Source organism: Mycobacterium sp. E1747 (assembly GCF_001667775.1).
Lineage (GTDB): Bacteria > Actinomycetota > Actinomycetes > Mycobacteriales > Mycobacteriaceae > Mycobacterium.
Window position 1 is genome coordinate 52,078 of the sequence record NZ_LZJI01000049.1, and the last position, 18,641, is coordinate 70,718.

General features: G+C 67.3%; 18 protein-coding genes and 1 pseudogene. 9 read left to right on the plus strand and 10 right to left on the minus strand.

Annotation, left to right across the window (positions count from 1 at the left end; genetic code table 11):
• Positions 1–80 precede the first annotated feature (80 nt).
• Both A5695_RS05050 and A5695_RS27245 read left to right on the plus strand, forming a co-directional pair.
• Complete coding sequence (locus tag A5695_RS05050; RefSeq protein WP_068079069.1) at positions 81–983, plus strand: NAD(P)-dependent oxidoreductase; 903 nt, start codon at positions 81–83, stop codon at positions 981–983.
• Positions 984–1,061: pseudogene (locus tag A5695_RS27245) on the plus strand (VOC family protein); the annotation flags it as partial.
• A 135-nt stretch (positions 1,062–1,196) separates the two neighbouring features.
• Here the strand turns inward: A5695_RS27245 and A5695_RS05055 are convergent.
• Positions 1,197–1,451 (minus strand): hypothetical protein, encoded by a 255-nt coding sequence (locus tag A5695_RS05055; protein ID WP_068078938.1) that lies wholly within the window; start codon positions 1,449–1,451, stop codon positions 1,197–1,199.
• A gap of 196 nt (positions 1,452–1,647) precedes the next feature.
• On the opposite strand from A5695_RS05055, the gene A5695_RS05060 reads away from it, so the two are divergent.
• Entirely contained in the window at positions 1,648–1,905 is a 258-nt protein-coding gene (locus A5695_RS05060) for a heme-binding protein (RefSeq protein WP_068078941.1), read from the plus strand.
• 144 nt (positions 1,906–2,049) lie between these two features.
• Here A5695_RS05060 and A5695_RS05065 read toward each other — a convergent pair whose 3' ends face one another.
• Positions 2,050–3,060: an NADP-dependent oxidoreductase gene (locus tag A5695_RS05065; RefSeq protein WP_068078943.1), complete on the minus strand. Its 1,011-nt coding sequence runs from the start codon at positions 3,058–3,060 to the stop codon at positions 2,050–2,052.
• Between the two features lie 55 nt (positions 3,061–3,115).
• On the opposite strand from A5695_RS05065, the gene A5695_RS05070 reads away from it, so the two are divergent.
• Positions 3,116–3,784: a hypothetical protein gene (locus A5695_RS05070; RefSeq protein WP_068078945.1), complete on the plus strand. Its 669-nt coding sequence runs from the start codon at positions 3,116–3,118 to the stop codon at positions 3,782–3,784.
• Positions 3,785–3,813: 29 nt separating this feature from the next.
• On the plus strand, positions 3,814–4,659 hold the full coding sequence (locus A5695_RS05075) for an SAM-dependent methyltransferase (protein WP_068078948.1): 846 nt from the start codon (positions 3,814–3,816) through the stop codon (positions 4,657–4,659).
• A 6-nt stretch (positions 4,660–4,665) separates the two neighbouring features.
• On the opposite strand, the gene A5695_RS05080 is transcribed toward A5695_RS05075, so the two are convergent.
• Positions 4,666–5,514: a family 16 glycosylhydrolase gene (locus A5695_RS05080; protein WP_068078950.1), complete on the minus strand. Its 849-nt coding sequence runs from the start codon at positions 5,512–5,514 to the stop codon at positions 4,666–4,668.
• Between the two features lie 722 nt (positions 5,515–6,236).
• On the minus strand, positions 6,237–6,908 hold the full coding sequence (locus A5695_RS05085; RefSeq protein WP_068078952.1) for a cutinase family protein: 672 nt from the start codon (positions 6,906–6,908) through the stop codon (positions 6,237–6,239).
• A 102-nt stretch (positions 6,909–7,010) separates the two neighbouring features.
• Here A5695_RS05085 and A5695_RS05090 point away from each other — a divergent pair, with 102 nt between their 5' ends.
• Complete coding sequence (locus tag A5695_RS05090; protein ID WP_068079072.1) at positions 7,011–7,673, plus strand: class I SAM-dependent methyltransferase; 663 nt, start codon at positions 7,011–7,013, stop codon at positions 7,671–7,673.
• Between the two features lies 1 nt (position 7,674).
• Here A5695_RS05090 and A5695_RS05095 read toward each other — a convergent pair whose 3' ends face one another.
• Genes A5695_RS05095 through A5695_RS05105 form a run of 3 tightly spaced genes read right to left on the minus strand, consistent with a single transcriptional unit; the run spans position 7,675 to position 10,752 of the window.
• Positions 7,675–8,751 carry a prenyltransferase gene (locus tag A5695_RS05095; protein ID WP_068078953.1) on the minus strand — a complete coding sequence of 359 codons (1,077 nt, stop codon included), beginning with the start codon at positions 8,749–8,751 and terminating at the stop codon, positions 7,675–7,677.
• On the minus strand, positions 8,738–9,496 hold the full coding sequence (locus tag A5695_RS05100) for a class I SAM-dependent methyltransferase (RefSeq protein WP_068078954.1): 759 nt from the start codon (positions 9,494–9,496) through the stop codon (positions 8,738–8,740). Before A5695_RS05100 ends, A5695_RS05095 begins: the two co-directional genes overlap by 14 nt.
• The gene (locus A5695_RS05105) at positions 9,490–10,752 is read right to left on the minus strand and encodes a glycosyltransferase family 4 protein (RefSeq protein ID WP_068078956.1); all 1,263 of its coding nucleotides are present in this window, start codon (positions 10,750–10,752) and stop codon (positions 9,490–9,492) included. The genes A5695_RS05100 and A5695_RS05105 overlap by 7 nt, the downstream gene beginning before the upstream one ends.
• 293 nt (positions 10,753–11,045) lie before the next feature.
• Between A5695_RS05105 and A5695_RS05110 the strand changes: the two genes are divergently transcribed.
• Complete coding sequence (locus A5695_RS05110; protein ID WP_068078958.1) at positions 11,046–12,599, plus strand: GMC family oxidoreductase; 1,554 nt, start codon at positions 11,046–11,048, stop codon at positions 12,597–12,599.
• 21 nt (positions 12,600–12,620) lie between these two features.
• On the plus strand, positions 12,621–13,427 hold the full coding sequence (locus A5695_RS05115; protein WP_068078961.1) for a DUF1906 domain-containing protein: 807 nt from the start codon (positions 12,621–12,623) through the stop codon (positions 13,425–13,427).
• Between the two features lie 152 nt (positions 13,428–13,579).
• Here A5695_RS05115 and katG read toward each other — a convergent pair whose 3' ends face one another.
• The 3 genes from katG to A5695_RS05130 form a co-directional block, all read right to left on the minus strand.
• On the minus strand, positions 13,580–15,820 hold the full coding sequence (katG, locus tag A5695_RS05120) for a catalase/peroxidase HPI (RefSeq protein ID WP_068078964.1): 2,241 nt from the start codon (positions 15,818–15,820) through the stop codon (positions 13,580–13,582).
• Between the two features lie 34 nt (positions 15,821–15,854).
• Complete coding sequence (locus tag A5695_RS05125; protein WP_082945858.1) at positions 15,855–16,295, minus strand: Fur family transcriptional regulator; 441 nt, start codon at positions 16,293–16,295, stop codon at positions 15,855–15,857.
• An 83-nt stretch (positions 16,296–16,378) separates the two neighbouring features.
• On the minus strand, positions 16,379–17,557 hold the full coding sequence (locus A5695_RS05130) for an Ig-like domain-containing protein (protein ID WP_231974724.1): 1,179 nt from the start codon (positions 17,555–17,557) through the stop codon (positions 16,379–16,381).
• Positions 17,558–17,796: 239 nt separating this feature from the next.
• On the opposite strand from A5695_RS05130, the gene A5695_RS05135 reads away from it, so the two are divergent.
• Positions 17,797–18,621 carry a hypothetical protein gene (locus tag A5695_RS05135; RefSeq protein ID WP_068078971.1) on the plus strand — a complete coding sequence of 275 codons (825 nt, stop codon included), beginning with the start codon at positions 17,797–17,799 and terminating at the stop codon, positions 18,619–18,621.
• The last annotated feature ends 20 nt before the right edge of the window (positions 18,622–18,641 follow it).

An 18,641-nucleotide genomic window follows, 5' to 3' on the forward strand; every position in this document is an offset into this window, starting at 1 on the left:
ACGGTCCCGCCTACACCGGGTGTTCGCCCGGCTCGTCGCGCACGCCTGGGCGTTGTCCCGACGTCGCCTACTATCAGCCCATGCGTGGTTCAAAGATCCTGATCACCGGCCCGACCGGACAAATCGCGACCCCGATTGCGCGGGCGCTCGCGGCCGACAACGAGGTGTGGGGCATCGCCCGGTTCACCGATCCCGCCGCGCGAGAAGGCCTGGAGAAAGCCGGCGTCCATTGCCAGACGGTCAACTTGGCGGCCGGCGACTTCACGGCTCTGCCAACCGATTTCGACTACGTCCTCAACCTCGCGGTGGCCAAGAGCGGGAACTGGGACAAGGACCTCGCGGCCAACGCCGAATCGGTCGGGCTGCTGATGGCGCACTGCCGCGGCGCGAAGGCCTTTCTGCACTGTTCCTCCGCCGCCGTCTACGACCCCCCGGATGACCTGCCCCGTACCGAAGGCGCCGCCCTGGGCGACAACCACAAGTGCTTGTTCCCCACCTATTCCATCTCCAAGATCGCCGGGGAGGTCGTCGCCCGGTCGATGGCGCGGGTTCTTGGGGTTCCCACCACCATTGCCCGGCTCAACGTCCCCTATGGCGACAACGGCGGATGGCCGTTCTATCACATGGAGATGATGCTGGCCGGCATCCCGATCCCGGTTCCGGCGGGCGGGTCGGCCCAGTACAACCCGATTCACGAGGACGACATCATCGCGACCATCCCGAAGTTGCTCGAGGCGGCGTCGGTCCCCGCCACGACGGTCAACTGGTGTGGCGATCAGACGGTCAGCATCCAGGAGTGGTGTGGATACCTCGGCTCGCTGGTCGGCAAGGAACCGGTTTTCGAGGTGAGCGCGCAGGCGCTGCGCGGCAATCCCACTGCCGGCGATCGGATGCACGAACTCATCGGCGGCACGACGGTCGACTGGCGTGACGGGCTGCGGCGCATGGCCGCCAAGTTCCATCCGGAGCTGGTCGGCGCGTAGGACCAGCCGTACGGCCTGCGTGACTGCGCGGTGCGCGACCCCGCGGGCAACCTGATCCGCATCCAACAGCTGCGCTAGACAGCCGGATACCGACCGTTTTCGCGGCCCCGGGGCGGATCATCAGATGACGCTGCCCAGCTCTGATTCCCCCTGGACGCGCGAAAGCCCCGAACCGCTCCGGGATTCGGGGCTTTCGTCAACTCGCGGCCCCGGTTATGACCCCTTGGCGTAGCGGGTCAGGAACCCGAAGGCCGCCACCGCCGAGACGGCGCCGATCACGCCCCACAGCACGATCTGGAAGACCATCGACCCGAAGAGCCAGCCGAACGTCATCCCGATGTAGAGGGCCCAGATCAGCCGGTACGCGCTCCACAGCGCGACTGCGCCGGCGCTGAGTCCGATGTAGAGGCTGCGCTGCCGGTCGACCCGATTGATCTGTTCTTCGATGCTGGCCGGGACGATCTTCATTTTCTGACTTCCTTTCGTGGGGCGCCGCCGGAGTGGCGTCGTCGTTGCGCCAAGTACAAACCGCGGCACGGGCTACCGATCCCAACGTTGTCCGGCGACGACGGCGACGAACGCCTGGCGTCGCCCGTAATCTGGCGGTGAAAGGCGCGCGTGCCCGGCTGGGCGATCCGCTTTTTCATGCACCACGAAGTGGACGATGGCAACCCTGCCCGCCCCCAGCGACGATCAGGTCCGGCTCGTCACCGTGCCGCCCACGACCATGGCGGTGCTGCCATTCAGCGGCGACCGCAGCCCCAAGGTGGTCGCCTCCCGCACTCAGGAACTCCTGAACATGTTGCGGGCCAAGGGCATTAAGCCGACCGGGGAGGAGGCGTGGTTCTACGACCCACCCTCGACGCTGCCGATGCGGCGCCGCAATGAGATCGCGGTCCCCATCGACCCGCCGCCGCGCTAGTCGCGCTGGTGTCGACAAACGCGACTGCGTGTCAGTCGCCTCTTGCTGAGGCGGGGCGTCTTCGGGACGCTGTATGCCGCGCTGTGGCGGTTCCCGCCGACGAGGCCGTACCGCGGGGTCTACGCTCGCCTGGACTTCGGCTGATCAGCCGATCTTGACCACCAGCTTGCCGACGTTCTTGCCGTCGAACAGCATGTTGATCGCCGTCGGCAGCTGCTCGAACCCCTCGACGACGGTCTCGAGCGGCTTGAGCTTTCCGGCCTCGATCAGGCCGGCGATCTCGCCGATCGCTTCCGGCGCGCGCCCGAAGTGGTCGAGGACGATGAAGCCCTGCACCATGGCCCGCTGGATGAGCAGGTTCCCGAACGCGCGCGGGCCGGGCGGCGGGTCTTCCGCGTTGTAGCCCGAGATCAGGCCGCAGAGCGCGACGCGGGCGCCGATGTTGAGGCGCGCGAAGATCGCGTCCATCAGGTCGCCACCGACGTTCTCGAAGTCGACGTCGATGCCGTTCGGTGTCGCGGCGGCCAGCTGGGCGGCCCAGTCGTCGGCGCGGTGGTCGACCGCGGCGTCGAAACCCAGCTGGTCGGTGAGCAGCGCGCACTTCTTGGGACCGCCGGCGATCCCGACGACACGAGCGCCGGCCGCCTTGGCGAGTTGCCCGGCGATCGAGCCCACCGCGCCGGCCGCCGCCGAGACGACGACGGTCTCACCGGGCCGGGGCTTCCCGATGTCGCGGATCCCGATCCACGCGGTCAACCCCGTCATCCCGAGCGCGCCCAGGTACGCGCTCGGCGAGACACCGGGTGCCACGTCCACCGGGTTCACCATCGACGTGTCCGTGAGGACCGCGTATTCCTGCCAGCCGAGCAGGCCTTGAACCTGCTGGCCGACCGCGTAGGTAGAGCTCTTGGACGCGACCACCTCGCCGATCCCGGCGGCGCGCATGACCTCGCCGATGCCGACCGGGGGTAGGTAGGTCGGGGTGTCGTTGATCCACATGCGGTTGGTCGGGTCGAGCGAAATCCAGTTCACGCGCACCAGCGCCTCGCCGTCGCCGAGTTCGGGGATCGCCTCTTCGGTCAGTTCGAATGTGTCGGGGCCGATGCGGCCGGTGGGGCGTTCGCGGAGCAGAAAACGACGGTTTCGAACGGCCATATCCGCACCGTACCCTTCAACAACAAGGAGCCCGCCGAACGAAGGGTTTTGCGCGGTGAACGTGAGGTCGCGAAGCGTCGCTGTCCCTATCGCCGCGCTGATGCTCGGCCTGCCACCCTGGTCGGCCGCCGCGGACCCGCCGCCCACCCAGCAGATCACCCTCGTGGCCGTCGGCCCCGACGGCGAACCGATCAACGGTTACCACGTCTCGTCCGGACCGGGCAACGTCGGCCAGGCCAGCGACTGCAGCACCACGTCGCCGTCGGCGGTGGCCGACAACGTCTACTCCTGCTCGCCGACCGCGGCCGGCGCCGGCACCTGTTGGCCCTCGACAGGCGGATCGCTGCTGTGCGTGGACGATCCCTGGGACAGGAGCATGCATCGCGTGACGTATGACCGCCCGCTCCCACCCGTGACCGCGCCCGCAACCCCCGACCCGTTTGCGTTGACGCTCGACGATGGCACCCGTTGCCGGCTCCGTAACGGCGGGGCCTGGGGTTGGCGCGCCGACGGCTACGAAGGGGCGTACTGGTGCGGCGACCCGCACGCAAACCTTTCGGTGCTGTGGCTGCCAAGCCAGGGCGCCGGGAGCTGCATCGACCGCTCGTCGGCGGCCTGGACCGTCAAGGTCGGTCAGCTCGGCACGGGGGAGGCCGGCCTGCCGCCGCCGCAAACCCGGACGGTGGCCGAAGCGTGGTTCGCGGGAGGCCAGGCCGGTCAATAGGCCGGCGCGGGTGCTGCTATAACGCACGTATGTCAGCCCCCAGACACACCATCACCCACGTTTCGGACACCGCCCGCTGGACCGCATTGCACCGGGCGACCGAAACCGCCCGTCCCGATGCGCTTTTCAGCGACCCGCTCGCCGAGCGCCTCGCGGGCGAACACGGCCGTGAGATCGTCGCCAACGTGCCGCGGTCCACCCGCAACGGCTGGTGGCTCGTCGCGCGCACCAAGATCATCGACGACGCCATCGCCGAAGCGATCGCCACCGGCTGCGACCGGGTGCTGAACCTGGCCGCCGGCCTGGACACGCGCCCCTACCGGCTCGACCTGCCGGCCGACTTCACCTGGGTGGAGGCGGACCTGCCGAAACTCCTCGCGGAGAAGACGCAACTGCTGGCCGAGGAGACGCCGCAGTGCCGGCTGACCCGGATGGCCGTCGACCTCGCCAACCCCGCGGCCCGCGAGGGCTTCCTCGACGAGGCGTTGGCCGGCGCGACCAAGGCGTTGGTGCTGACCGAGGGCCTGCTGATGTATCTGGAGGACAGCGACGTCGTCGCGCTTTCAGCGGCGATCACGCGACCCGAGGTCAGGTGGTGGATGCTCGACTTCGCCGGCCCCGGGCTCAAGAAGATGATGAACAAGAAAATGGCCGGCATGCTGCAGAACGCGCCGTTCAAGTTCGCACCCGACAACGGGTTGGCCTACTTCGAAAACCTGGGCTGGCGCACCGTCGAGGTGCAGGCGCTCTTTCTCGCCGCCCACCGGTTCCATCGCTTGCCGATGTGGATGCGGCCGCTCACTTGGCTGCCGCAGCCGAACCCGCGGCACCCGGGCAGCAGGGCGTGGAGTGCCACCGCCCTGCTCACGCACTGAGCGCGCTTACCAGACGCGGATCCAGTCGACGAGCATGTCAGCGGGATAGGTCCCCGGCCCAGGATCGCCGCCACCGGAGCCCGCGACCGCCAGGTTGAACACCGGATAGACCGTGTAGCCGGGCCCATTGAACGGCCAATCCGGCAGGGAACTGGCCGGCACGTCGAAGTAGGGCTGCGCGCCGTCGGCATAGTCCTTCCAGAACCGGATGCCCGCCTCGTCCCACTGGGTCCGCCAGGTGTGCCAGCCGCTGTCCATCGCGATGTTGTGGGTCTTCCACTCTCCACCGTTGGCTTTGGCGTGGACGGTGGTGGCCGAGGGCCAGCTGCCGTTGCCGTACCACTCCATGACGTCGATCTCGCCCTGGTCTTCGTTGCCCAGCCAGTAGGCCGGCCAGGCGCCGGCGGTCAGGCAGTTGAGCTTGATGCGGGCCTCCCAGGTGTGGCCGACGCCGCCGCGCCACAGGCTTTGAACCTTGCCGCTGTAGTAGGTGGGCCCGTCCTTCGCCGCGCGCAGTACCAGGTTGGAGTTGCCGTCGACGAAGACGTTGCGGCGATCGTCGCGGTACTGCCCGATGTGCTCGGGCTGCTCCCAGTACGTCGGGTCTTTGATCGTCTCGCGGGCCTTGGCGACCGTCCACTTCGACGGGTCAGGCGCCGACCCGGCCGGGCCGTCGAATTCGTCGTGGAAAATGTAGGTGCCGGTTTGGCCGCTGGGCGCTTTAGGGGCGGGCGGGCGATCCGCCGGTAGGTCCCGTTCCGCGGGGCGGGCCCGAGCTTCCGGCGCAGGCAGGGCGGTTGCCAGCACGCCGATCCCGGTCGTCAACATCATGCGGCGGCGATCCATCTTGGGCATACGCAAGGGACCATAGCAGCCGCCGGCCCCGGGGGCCGAAGCGGGAATTGTTGTCGGTGGCTGCCGCTAACGTTTCGGATCGCCGGCGGGCCTGCGCGGACGGCGGCGTGAAGCGGCCGACGGATTAGTCAAAATTCATGGCCAATTCTCAACTTTGTGGGTGGTTTGGTCTCAGGATCGTCCGGGCATTCTGGGATCACAAGCCGATAACCACAAGGCCTAGAGCTTTAGCGGGTTGCGCTGAGAGGAGTTAACGATCGTGGCTAATACAACGGGAGCGACGGTTATTTCCCTTCAGTCCCACCCGCGATGGACTGCCGCGCAGCGTCACGAGCGCGAGCGTAGTGAGGCGATGCGCCGCCATCCCACTTTCCGCGCCCGTCAGCGCGCCGCGGTGTCCGGCGGCGAGGTGGTCCCGCTCGTCCGTGACTTCAAGCTGTACCCGAGCACGAACACCTCGGCCTAAGAATTCCCCGGCGCAAATTGCGCAAAAAGTGGCGAGCCGTCTTACTCTCCGGCCGTGCTAATCGCCCCGCAAAAACGATCCGATAACTCTGCACTCCCCACGCACAACCCATCGGTGCGCTCGAACGCGACAGGTTCGATGGTTATTCGCATTACGGCCGTACCCTTTTGATTCGGAAGCGAAGTCGGTCGCCAGAAGCGGTGAGCAGCAATTGGTTTCCCGCCCGCGCTGAGGCACCGATGTGTCGCCCGACGGGTCAGAGCTTGCCGGCGACGAAGTCGGCGGCCTGGTTGGCCATCCCGGCGTCGATGTATGCACCGGCCAGGTGTTGGGGCCAGTTGGCTTTCCAGGTGTTCGGGTCCGCCGGGTTGCAGATGGGGTCGGCGCCGTGGCACAGCTCGATGGTCCGGTCGTTGTAGATCGGGCTGAAGTTCGTGATCGGGCCCACCCACTGGCTGCCGTTGCCGAATAACGCCACGGCGGCGATGTGCTGGTCTGCGCCCGGCGGGAGGGGGCTGTCGAAGCCGAACGCGCCGATCGGCGCGGCGAGCACGACGTCGGTGACCGCCGCACCGAGCGAGTAGCCGCCCAGCACCAACCGGGTGTCCGGGCAATTGGTGATCATGTCCTGAACGTGACGGCTCATGTCATTGGCGCCCTGCGCGACCTCGGTGTCGGCGGGGTAGTTGACGGCATAGACACTGATGTTCTTGTTGACCTTGGAGCGGAGCGCGCTGATGAACGCGTTGCCCAGCGCTCCCGTTCCTGGCGATTCCATTCGGCCCCGGGCGAACACCACCTGGACCGGGGGACAGTTGGCGGCCGCGGCCTTGGGAATGCTGGGCGACGGCAGCACAGCGGGCAGCGCCAGCGCGGCTGCGGTCAGAACCGCCGCCAGGCCGATGTCACCGAGTCTGCGGGCGAGCACAGCATGATCGTAGAGCGATCCCGCCTGGGGCGCTGGTCAATGTCGCCGGCCGCCACGGACCACCCCGATCGGATCCGGCCGCTGACCGATAGGTTCTTCGGTGTGAGTCCCACTGAGGTCGGTTCAACCGAGCGCCTGTTTGCATTGGCGGAGCAGGTGCGCGGTTTCCTGCCCGCAGACGAGGGGCGTGCGCTCTACGACGCCGCACTGGGGTATCTCGGCGGCGGCGTCGGTGTCGAGATCGGCACCTATTGCGGCAAATCCACGCTGTTGCTCGGTGCGGCCGCCCAACAAACCGCCAGTGTGCTCTACACGGTCGACCACCACCACGGCTCCGAGGAACACCAGGCCGGCTGGGAATACCACGACGCCTCGCTGGTCGACGAGGTCACCGGTTTGTTCGACACCCTGCAGACGTTCCGTCGCACGCTCGATGCCGCGGGCCTGGATGACCACGTCGTCGCCGTCGTCGGCAAGTCACCGGTCGTGGCCGCCGGATGGCGTACGCCGCTGCGGTTGCTGTTCATCGACGGTGGCCATAGCGAGGCCGCGGCCAACCAGGATTTCGACGGCTGGGCGAAATGGGTTGCCGTCGGTGGCGCATTGGCCATCCATGACGTGTTCCCGGATCCCCGGGACGGGGGGCGGCCCCCGTACTACATCTACTGCCGCGCAATCGAGTCCGGCCAGTTCCGGGAGGTTTCGACGACCGGATCGCTGAGGGTGCTCGAACGCGTCAGCGGTGAACCGGGCGTGCCTATCTAGGTCACCAGCCGGGGCCGGTGGCCACGCATTCGCACTCGAAGTCCGTCTGCAGGCCCGTCGGTAGACCCTCACCGCGGAAGATCCCGGCGCCGGCGGTGGTGTTCGACAGCGCGTCCGCGGCGAGGATCATCGCCGCACCCGTCCACGTGGTGCGCTCCTCGGGCCACCGCTTGCCGTCGGCGAACACCAAACCGGTCCAGTACGAGCCATCCTCCTCACGGAGATGCTGCATCGCGCCGAACTGCCGATGGGCGGCCGACCGCTGGCCGATGGCGTCCAGCGCCATCACCAGTTCACACGTCTCCGCGCCGGTCACCCATGGCCGGTCGGCCACGCAGCGAATGCCAAGGCCGCCCACCACGAAGTCGTCCCAGCGCTCTTGGATTCTCGCGGCCGCCTCGGGTCCGCGTAGCGCGGTACCAAGGATGGGGTAGTACCAGTCCATCGAGTAGCGATCCTTCTCGGTGAACGCCTCTGGGTGTGCGGCTATCGCATGGCCGAGCCGGCCCACCGCCAGTTCCCACTCGGGCTGCGGATCGCCGACCAGGCGGGCGAGCGCCAGGGCGCACCGGATGCTGTGAAACACACTAGCGCAACCGGTCAGCAGCGCTTCCGGCAGCGGGCCGGCTTCGCTTCGGGCCCAACAGATCTCGCCATAGTTGACCTGCAAGTCGATGACGAAGTCGATCGCTTTGCGAACCACCGGCCACATCTGCGAGGCGAAGCGCCGGTCACCGGTGACGAGCACGTGGTGCCACACACCGGTGGCGATGTAGGCGCAAAAATTGCTGTCGCTGTTGCCGTCTTCGACGACGCCCGCGCGGAACTGGATGGGCCACGAGCCGTCTGCCCGCTGGGTCCGGCGGCTCCAGTCGAACGCGGCGCGCGCCGCATCCAGCAGTCCGGCGGCGGTGAGCGCCATCGCGCATTCCACGTGGTCCCACGGATCGGTGTGGCCGCCCTCGGACCAGGGGATGGCTCCCGACGGTTCCTGATGAGCTGCGATGGACATCGCGGTTTGACGGCACTGCTCGGGCGAAAGGACGCCCGCGACCGAGGGTGGGTTAGACCGACGCAACGGAATATCCCACGGTCGCCTGGCTTTCGGCCGCCGGGTGCTTGACGAAGTACATGGCCACGCTCTTGCCGACCAGCGGATTGAGCAGCGATTCAGCCAGCTGCGTAATCTTCGGTCGCCGCATCAGGTCCCACACCAGGAGTTTGTGGTAGGTGGACACCGCTGGGTGCTCGGTGTTCGACACTCCCACCGCGCATTTCAACCACCAGAATCCAGAGTGCAACGCGTGTGCGTGGTGGGTATGCGTCAATTCCATCCCGCCATCGAGGATCTTCGCGCGCAATTCACTGGCACGGTAGATGCGCACGTGACCGCCCTCGTTGCTGTGGTATTCGTCGGACAGCAACCAACACACCCGTTCCGGAAGCCAACGCGGCACACTGACCGCCAATGTGCCGCCCACCTTGAGCACCCGGATCAGTTCGACGATGGCGGCGTCGTCATGCGGTATGTGCTCCAGGATCTCGGACGCGATCACGCAGTCGAACGCCTCGTCGGCGTATGGCAATTTCAGCGCGTCACCGACCACCACCTCCGCCGAGGCCCCGGCGGGCGCCTCGCCCGTTTCCGCCATCGCGCGCAAAATGGTGTCCACCGAACGTAATTCGGTCTCGTCCCGGTCGAACGCGACCACGTCGGCTCCGCGCCGATACGCCTCGAAGGCGTGCCGGCCGGCCCCACAGCCGACGTCGATGACCTTGGTGCCCGGCCCGATCCGCAGCCGGTCGAAATCGACCGTCAGCATCGGGCTTCCCCCTCGGCCGCCGACGAAGCGGCGCTACGAGCGATCGCGCGTTCGTACACCCGAACCGTTTGAGCGGCCACGGCCTCCCAGCTGAAGACGTTGACCGCGCGGGTGCGCCCCGCCGTGCCCAGGCTCCGCCGCTTCTCCGGCGAGTCCAGCAAGTCACCGAGCGCGCGGGTGAGCGCGTCGATGTCGGCGGGCGGCACCAGGTCGGCGCAGGCGCCGTCGGTGCCCAGCACTTCGGGCAGTGCGCCCACCCGGCTGGCCACGATCGGCGTCCCGCTCGCCATGGCCTCCACCGCGGGCAGCGAAAACCCTTCGTAGAGCGACGGAATGCAGGCGACTTCGGCCGAAGCGAACAGCGCGGCGAGCTCGGCGTCTGAGAGCCCACTGGTGATGTGGACGATGTCGGAGATGCCGAGCTCGGCGATGAGTTTGTGAGTGGGACCGTTGGGCTCCACCTTGGCGACGAGGCGCAGCTCGAGATCCCTGCTCGTGCGCAGCCGGGCCACCGCGTGCAGCAGGGTGCGCACACCCTTGAGCGGGGTATCGGCGCTGGCGATCGCGATGATCCGTCCGGCCTTGCGGGGCGACCCCGGCTTGAACAGCTCGGTGTTCACGCCCAGCGGCACGACGTGCAGCTGGGCGGGGGAAACGCCGAAGTCGCTGACGATGTCGGCGGCCGACGACGACGAGACCGTCAGCAGGTCAGGAATCTGTCGCGCCACTTGCTGCTGCATGCCCAGGAATCCATACCATCGCTGCACCAACGGTTTTCGCCACCACCGCGCGGCGGCCAGGTCCAGCACCCGGTCGCGGGTGATGGGGTGGTGCACGGTGGCCACCACCGGCAGGCCCGCGCCGGCGATCGTGAGCAGTCCGGTGCCCAGGCTCTGGTTGTCGTGGACGACGTCGAAATCGGCTTTCCGACCGGCCAGCAACCGGGCGGCACGCATCGTGAAAGTCCGCGGCTCCGGGAACCCCGCGGTCCACGTGGTGAGCAGTTCCAACAGGTCGATCGAGTCGCGAATCTCGCTGGGCCGCGGCACACGGAACGGGTCGGGTTCGCGATAGAGGTCCAGGCTGGGCACCTTGGTCAGCCGCACCCGCGGGTCGAGCAGGTCGGGGTAGGGCTGGCCGGAGAACACCTCGACGTCATGACCGAGTTCCACCAGCCCGTGGCTGAGATGGCGCACGTAGACGCCCTGTCCGCCGCAGTGGGTTTTACTACGGTAGGACAGCAGGGCAATTCGCATACTCAACTCTTCTTTGCTGGTGACTGACCGCGGAATAGCGCCGAACCCATCGCGGTCAACGGACTCCCGAACTCCGTGACAGCAAACTGGACATGTGTCCAGACTATAGTTCGGTCGGCTAACCGAGCGCAATGAGCTCGAACATCACCGGCTCCCGCAGAAACGGTCCCACAAGAATCCGGCACCCCAAGGATCATGCCACCCGGGCACGGGAGCGGGGTTGAACCGTTCGGCCCGCCCGCGCGTATCACTAGGTATATTGAACTATACTCAGCCGGAGGTGAGGGGAAGTCGTGGGTGCTGTATTGGAACCGCGTTACGACGTCATCGTGTGTGGCGCCGGGTCGTCGGGATCGGTGATCGCCGCCCGGCTGGCGGAGAACCCGGATGTAAATGTGCTGCTGCTGGAAGCGGGCGGCTCCGACGACCTGCCTGCCGTTACCGAGGCGAGCGAGTGGCCGTCCAATCTGGGAAGTGACCGCGACTGGGGTTTCGCGGCCGAACCCGACCCGCGGCTGCACGGGCGCTCCATCCCGTTCTCGATGGGCAAGGTGCTCGGCGGCGGGTCGAGCATAAATTTGATGGTTTGGTCGCGAGGACACCGCGGCGACTGGGACCACTTCGCCGCCGAGTCCGGCGAGCCGGCCTGGGCGTACGGGCAGGTGTTGCAGCTGTATCGGCGGCTTGAGGACTGGCAGGGCACCGGCGAGCCGGATCATCGGGGCAGGGGCGGGCCGGTGTTCGTCGAGCCGGCATCAGAGATGCATCCACTCGCGCCGGCGGTACTCGACGCGGCGCGGGCTCATGGCATCCCCACCTATCAGAGTCCGAACGGCCGTTTGATGGAAAACGCGCGCGGCGCCGCCATCGCTGACCTGCGCAGCCGCAACGGCAAGCGCGAGTCCGTGTTCCGCACCTACGCCGGCCCGCGGATGGGGCAGCCGAACCTGACGGTGGTGCCGCATGCCCTGGTCACCCGCGTGATCCTCCAGGGTGACCGGGCGGCGGGCGTCGAAGTCCTCCATGCGGGCGCAATCCGTCAAGTCGCCGCCGAGGCGGAGGTGGTGTTGTCACTCGGCGCGATACACACCCCCAAGGTGCTGATGCAGTCGGGCGTAGGAGACGGCGACGAATTGCGGCGAGCCGGAATCCCGGTCCGCCTGCACTTGCCCGGGGTCGGACGCAATTTCCAGGATCATTTCGGGTTCGACTGCGTGTGGGAGTTTCCCGACCGGGTTCAGGTCAGCACCCAGGTCGGGGCGACCATGTTCTGGGACTCCGGAGCGGCCAACGTTGAAGGCCCCGACCTCTTCGCCTGCTTGGGCCCCTTTCCGAAGGCAACGCCGGAGAACGCCGCGAGATACGGCCTGCCGGCCAACAGTTGGATCCTCTTCGGTTCCCCGACGCATCCCACCAGCCGCGGTCGGCTGCGGTTGTCGGGCCCGAACCCGGCCGACCCGATCCGCATCGAAGCCAACGCGCTCTCGAACGCCGACGACCTCAAAAACGCGATCGCCTGTGTCGAAACCCTGCGCGAGATCGGCAATTCGGCCGAACTGCGGCCCTTCGTTGCCCGCGAAGTGATGCCGGGCGACCTCTCGGGCACCGAACTCGAAGACTATCTGCGCTATGCCGTAACCACGTATTGGCACGAGTCTGGGACGGCGAAGATGGGGCGCGACCCTATGTCGGTGGTCGACGGACGCCTCAAGGTATACGGCACCGAGAACCTGCGCGTCGCCGACGCATCAGTCATGCCGCGGATCACGAGTGGCAACACCATGGCTCCGTGTGTCGTGATCGGAGAGCGCGCCGCCCAGTTCATTAAGGGTGAACACCGGTTCTGAGCTGTTTGTTACCATCGCGCGGTGCAGGGTTGGGCTGCATCAGGGGCATGCCGCGGGCGGCGATCGGCGTCGCGACGCGACGTCCTGAAACTCGCCGTCGCACCGGCTTTCCTCAGCTTTGTGACTTCAGCCGCCAACTCCGCCGCGCCGACGGCGTCCGCCGCCGACATACGGCTGATCGATTTCGCCGAGCGCAGGATTTCGCCGGACGAGATCAAATCGGCGGGTTATGCCGGGGTGGTGAATTACGTCTCCGAGTCGCGGCCGGGCGCGAATTTCGAGGCGAAGCCGATCACCCGCGAGTACGCGGACGCGCTGCGCGCGGCGGGTCTGCAGATCGTCAGCAATTTCCAGTACGGCAAACCCGGGTGGCCGGATCCATCGGACTACACCCGTGGCTATGACGGCGGGGTGGCGGATGCCCGGACCGCGCAACGGTTGCACGCCGCGGCCGGGGGTCCGGGCTCGGCCCCGATCTTCTTCAGCGTCGACGACGACATCGACGAGAACACCTGGAACAGCATTGCCGTGCAATGGTTTCGGGGCATCAACTCGGCACTGGGCTTAGGCCGCACGGGCATCTACGGGCATGCCAACGCGTGCGGCTGGGCGATCCGAGACGGCGTCGTGGGGAGCTCGACCACGCCCGGGCACCGGTGGGTGTGGCAGACGAGGTCGTGGTCGCACGGCGCGCGCGAACCCGCGGCGGTGCTCTACCAGTCCGTGGTCAACAGCCCCTCCAACCCCAGCCCGCTCCTTGGCGGGATCAACGTGGACATCGACGAGGTGTTGGCCGCCGACTACGGCCAGTGGAGCCTGGATCGGTGAGCCGTGCGGGCGGCTGATGGCTGATCGCGGCGTGCCCACCGTGCAGTTTCTTCGTGGCGACGGCCGAATCGCCATGGCGCACAGGCCCACCGCCCTGACGCACGGCGCCCCGCGAGCCGATGACCCGCGGGGCGACGCGTGCTCTGCCGGTCTTACTTCAGATCGAACCGATCGTTGTTCATGACCTTGACCCACGCCGCGACGAAGTCCTCGACGAACTTCCCCTGGTTGTCATCCTGGGCGTAGACCTCGGCCAGCCCGCGCAGCACCGAATTCGACCCGAACACAAGGTCATTCGCGGTCGCCGTCCACTTGACCGCGCCCGAGGCACGGTCACGTCCCTCGTAGACGTTCTCGCCGGTCTCCGACGGCTTCCACTCGGTACCCATGTCGAGCAGGTTGACGAAGAAGTCGTTGGTCAACGCGCCGGTTCGGTCGGTGAACACCCCGTGCTTGGTGCCGCCGTGGTTGGCGCCGAGGGCACGTAGCCCGCCGATGAGGACCGTCATCTCCGGGGCGGTCACGCCCAATAGGTACGCCCGCTCGATCAGCAGGTGTTCCAGCGGAGCCTTCTCGCCGGGCCGGATGTAGTTGCGGAAGCCGTCGGCCCGCGGTTCGAGCACCGCGAACGACTCCACATCGGTGTTCTCCTGGGAGGCATCGGTGCGTCCCGGCGCGAAATGCACGGAGATCTCGAAGCCGGCGTCCTTGGCCGCCTTCTCGACCGCCGCGGACCCCGCCAGCACGATGAGGTCGGCCAACGAGATCTTCTTGCCGCCGGACGCCGAGCCGTTGAAGTCCTGCTGGATCTGCTCCAGCACGGGCAACACCTTGTCCAGCTCCGAGGGCTCGTTGCACTCCCAGTTTCGCTGCGGCTGCAGGCGCAGCCGCGCGCCGTTGGCACCGCCCCGCTTGTCCGTGTTGCGGTAGCTGCCGGCCGCCGACCAGGCGGTCTTGACCAGCTGTGGAACCGACAGGCCCGACTCGAGGACCTTGCTCTTCAGCGCCGCCACGTCACTGTCGTCGACCAACTCGTGGTCGACGGCCGGCACCGGGTCCTGCCAGAGCTGCGGTTCGGGAATCCACGGCCCGAGGTAGCGGCTGATCGGTCCCATGTCGCGATGCAGCAGCTTGTACCAAGCCTTGGCGAACGCCTCGGTCAGCTCTTCGGGATGGTCCAGCCAACGGCGCGTGATGTCCCGGTAGATCGGGGACTCCCGCATCGAGATGTCGGTGACCAGCATCGTCGGCGCTCGGCCCGGTCCACCGAAGGGGTCGGGAATGGTGCCCGCACCGGCGCCGTCCTTGGCGACGAACTGCCAGGCATCGCCGGGACTCTTGGTCAGCTCCCACTCGTAGCCGTACAGCGTCTCCAGGAAGGTGTTGTCCCACTTGGTCGGCGTGGGCGTCCACACCACCTCCAGACCGCTGGTGATGGCGTCCTTGCCCACGCCGGTGCCATACGAGCTCTTCCAGCCCAGTCCCTGCTGTTCGATAGGGGCGGCCTCCGGCTCGGGGCCGACCAGGTCGCCGGGGCCGGCGCCGTGCGTCTTGCCGAAGCTGTGCCCACCGACGATCAGCGCCGCGGTCTCCTCGTCGTTCATCGCCATGCGGCCGAACGTCTCGCGAATGTCGATGGCCGCCGCGATGGGATCCGGCTTGCCTTCGGGGCCTTCAGGATTCACGTAGATCAGACCCATCGTGGTCGCCCCATAAGGCTGGGCGAGGTCCCGCTTGCCGGAGTACCGCTTGTCGGTGCCCAGCCAGGTGTCCTCCTCACCCCAGAGGGTCTCCTCGGGTTCCCAGACGTCCTCGCGGCCGAAGGCGAAACCGAAGGTCTTGAAGCCCATCGACTCCAGGGCACAGTTGCCGGCGAAGATGATCAGGTCGGCCCAGGAGATCTTGTTCCCGTACTTCTTCTTGACCGGCCACAGCAGCCGGCGGGCCTTGTCCAGGCTGACGTTGTCAGGCCAGCTGTTGAGCGGCGCGAACCGCTGCATGCCCTGGCCGCCGCCGCCTCGGCCGTCGAAAATGCGGTAGGTGCCCGCGGCATGCCAGCTCATCCGGATGAACAGGCCGCCGTAGTGGCCGTAGTCGGCGGGCCACCAGTCCTGGGAGGTCGTCATCACCGAGATCACGTCGGCCTTGAGCGCGTCGACGTCGAGCTTGGCGAATTCCGCGGCGTAGTCGAAGTCGTCGCCGAGCGGATTGGACCGCGGGTTGTGCGGCTGCAGCATCGAGGGATCGACCTGATCCGGCCACCAGTCGCGGTTGGTCAGCGGCGCATTCGATTTCGGCTTGGGCGACGGGATAGCGGGGTTTTCGCTCTCGCTGGTGCTAGCCGTCTTGCTGTCCTCGTGGGGCGGCCGGCCTTGGGAGATATCGGAGGACACAGCATTCCTTTCTTAGGGGGTGATGGGCTGCGATCTAGGGACTTGCAGTCGAACAGTCGGGGCAGACGCCCCAGTAGATGACCTCGGCCTCGTCCAGGACGAAGCCATCCAGAACGTCGTTGTCGTCGGACGGGGTGAGACAGGGCGCCTCGCCGACGGCGCAGTCGATGTCGGCGATTACGCCGCAGACGCGGCACACCACGTGGTGGTGGTTGTCGCCGACGCGCGACTCGTAGCGGGCCACCGACCCGGAGGGCTGGATCTTGCGCACCAGCCCGACCGTGCTCAGCGCGTTCAGGACGTCGTACACCGCCTGGCGGGACACGTCGGGCAGGCCCACGCGGACGGCCGAGAAGATCGTCTCGGTGTCGGAATGCGGGTGGGCGTCGACAGCCTCGAGTACCGCGATCCTCGGTCGGGTCACCCGGAGATCGGCCATGCGCAGTCGTTCCGCGTAATCGGCCGTCGATGACACCGCACCAATATGACGCACTTATTTGGAACGAGTCAAGACTTTACTGTGAAGTGGCACACAATCGGCTAGGCGAATGGGCTGCGTCACGTCTGGGGCTTCAGGGCGCTGCCTTTGCGCCAATCGTCCCAGCTGAGTGTCCAGTCGCCGTTTTGCGCCAGCGTCAGCGGCGGTCCGCCGCTGTTGCGGACCTCCACCACGTCACCGGGCACCGAGAAGTCGTAAAACCACTTCGCGTTGTCGGCGTTGAGGTTCAGGCATCCGTGTGAGGTGTCCTGATGCCCCTGAGCCCACACCGTGGCGTCCAGCTCGTGCAGGTAGATGCCGTCGGTGCTGATCTTGGTGGCCCAGTTGATGGTCTCGCGGTAGCCCAGGCGGGAGTTCTTCGGCAGCCCGAACGTGGAGGAGTCCATGACGACGGGGTTGCCCTTGTCGAGCACGGTGTAGATGCCCGGGGGAGTCCAGAGCGAAATGCTTTTGCCGCCGACGCTTTCGGTCCCGCCCATCCCCATCGAGGTGGGCATCGTGCGGAGCAAGGCTCCGTTGTTGAAGACGCTGACCTGATGGGTCGCGTCGTCGGCGATGGAGACGTGGGCGTCGCCGATCCGGAAGGACACCTTGGTGTCGTCCTGCCCGAATAGACCGTCACCCAACGAGATTCCGTAGATCTTAGCCTCGGCCGTGACGGTCGTGCCCGGCGCGTAGTAGTGCTCCGGGCGCCAGTGGGCGTTCTGGTCGTCGACCCAGTACCAGGAACCCTCCACTTTGGGGTTGGTGCTCACGGCGAGCTGACGCTCGGCGGCGGCACGATCGGCGATCTGTTCGTCAAAGTGCGCGACGATAACCGTCCCGACCCCATAGGTGCCGCCATCTTTGAGCGCTGCCTCTGACGTGGTGGTGAACGACACCTTCGTCTGGTTGGACGGCTTCAACGTCGAAAAGGACGAAACTTGGCTCGACGCAATACCATTGGGGCCCCGGCTGGCCACCGTCAGGGTGTAGGTGCGGCCGTAGCCCAGGGGGACGGTCGGCTTCCATACCGTGTTGTCGGGTGTCATCACGCCCTGCACCGACTTGCCACTGTCGTTGACCATCCGGACGTCGGTCAGCGTCCCGGCGTCGGCCTTGACCATCACGTGCGCGAGCGGATCGACGTCATGGGCGTCAGGGCCCGGCGTGATCGTCACCTGCGCCGGCCCCGAGGGCCTCGACGAGGCGCTCCGGTGACCGCACCCACCTCCGAAGCAACCGAGGGACGCCGCGATCAGGACGGCGCCCACCAGCGCTACGACCACCACCACGGCAAGGAGTAACCGGCGATCCCGGAGGATCCCGTGAATGGGCCGATCACTGGTCTTGGACATCATTGAGCTGAGGGATCCTTGCGTTCTGTTGATGCCGGGTCGAAGTCGCTCGCTGGCTCGGCGCGACGATGTTGTCCTTCAGGTGCCACGGAGGTGCGGTTTTTAAACAGACGGCGGCCGGGCACGTGGATCATGGCGTCATGGCCGACGACGAACTCGACAGTCTTTATTGGGCGCCGCCGAAGGAGTTCACCGCAGAGCGCACCAGATTGGCCGCCGCGGCCAAACGCCGCGGGGACGACGCGGCAGCCAAGCGAATTTCCGCCTGCAACAAGCCAACTACGGCGGCATGGATCGTCAACCGGCTCGCGCTGCGACACCGTGACACCGGGCAGCGCCTGGCGGGGCTGGGCGATGAGTTGCGCGCCGCGCACGCCGCCATGGACGGCGCACGCATCCGGGACTTGTCCGCCCAGCAGCACCGGCTCATCGACGAACTCACACGGGCCGCATTCCAAGCGGCCGACATCGAACAGCCGTCCTCGACTCTGCGCGACGACATCACCAGCACGCTGCAAGCCGCCATCGCCGAGCCAGAGGTCAGGCAGCGACTCGGCCGATTGGCCCGGCCCGAACAGTGGTCGGGTTTCGGCGACGTCGGCGCCGCGACCACGGTATCGACAACCTCCGCCCGCACCCCAAAAGCGAAGGAGCGGCCGGCAAAACCCCGGCCACAGCCCGCCAAGCGATCCGTGCGCGACGCCGCCGCGCACCGGCGTCTCGAGAAACTCACGGCGGCCGTCACCACCGCCGAACGCCAGGGGGCGGACGCCGACGCCGCGCTGTCCGAGCGCCGCGCCGAGCGCGATGCCGCCCGTCAGCGTCGCGACGAGGCGCTCGCGGCGTTGCGGACAGCCGAGCGCGAACTCGAACGCGCCGAAGCCGACTACGGCCGCGCCAAGCGAGCCAGCCGCGCCGCGGCACAATCGGTCAGGGAGGCGAAAGCGCAGCTGAGGCGGGCGTGACGCCGCCAGCCGGGCCGCAC

What these genes read in the sequence shown, in the direction of transcription:
- A5695_RS05080 (WP_068078950.1), bottom strand. Translation starts at nt 5,514, where the DNA reads ATGCCCAAGATGGATCGCCGCCGCATGATGTTGACGACCGGGATCGGC.
- A5695_RS05135 (WP_068078971.1), top strand. Translation starts at nt 17,797, where the DNA reads ATGGCCGACGACGAACTCGACAGTCTTTATTGGGCGCCGCCGAAGGAG.
- A5695_RS05105 (WP_068078956.1), bottom strand. Translation starts at nt 10,752, where the DNA reads ATGCGAATTGCCCTGCTGTCCTACCGTAGTAAAACCCACTGCGGCGGA.
- A5695_RS05055 (WP_068078938.1), bottom strand. Translation starts at nt 1,451, where the DNA reads ATGAAGATCGTCCCGGCCAGCATCGAAGAACAGATCAATCGGGTCGAC.
- A5695_RS05050 (WP_068079069.1), top strand. Translation starts at nt 81, where the DNA reads ATGCGTGGTTCAAAGATCCTGATCACCGGCCCGACCGGACAAATCGCG.
- A5695_RS05065 (WP_068078943.1), bottom strand. Translation starts at nt 3,060, where the DNA reads ATGGCCGTTCGAAACCGTCGTTTTCTGCTCCGCGAACGCCCCACCGGC.
- A5695_RS05100 (WP_068078954.1), bottom strand. Translation starts at nt 9,496, where the DNA reads ATGCTGACGGTCGATTTCGACCGGCTGCGGATCGGGCCGGGCACCAAG.
- A5695_RS05075 (WP_068078948.1), top strand. Translation starts at nt 3,814, where the DNA reads ATGTCAGCCCCCAGACACACCATCACCCACGTTTCGGACACCGCCCGC.
- A5695_RS05060 (WP_068078941.1), top strand. Translation starts at nt 1,648, where the DNA reads ATGGCAACCCTGCCCGCCCCCAGCGACGATCAGGTCCGGCTCGTCACC.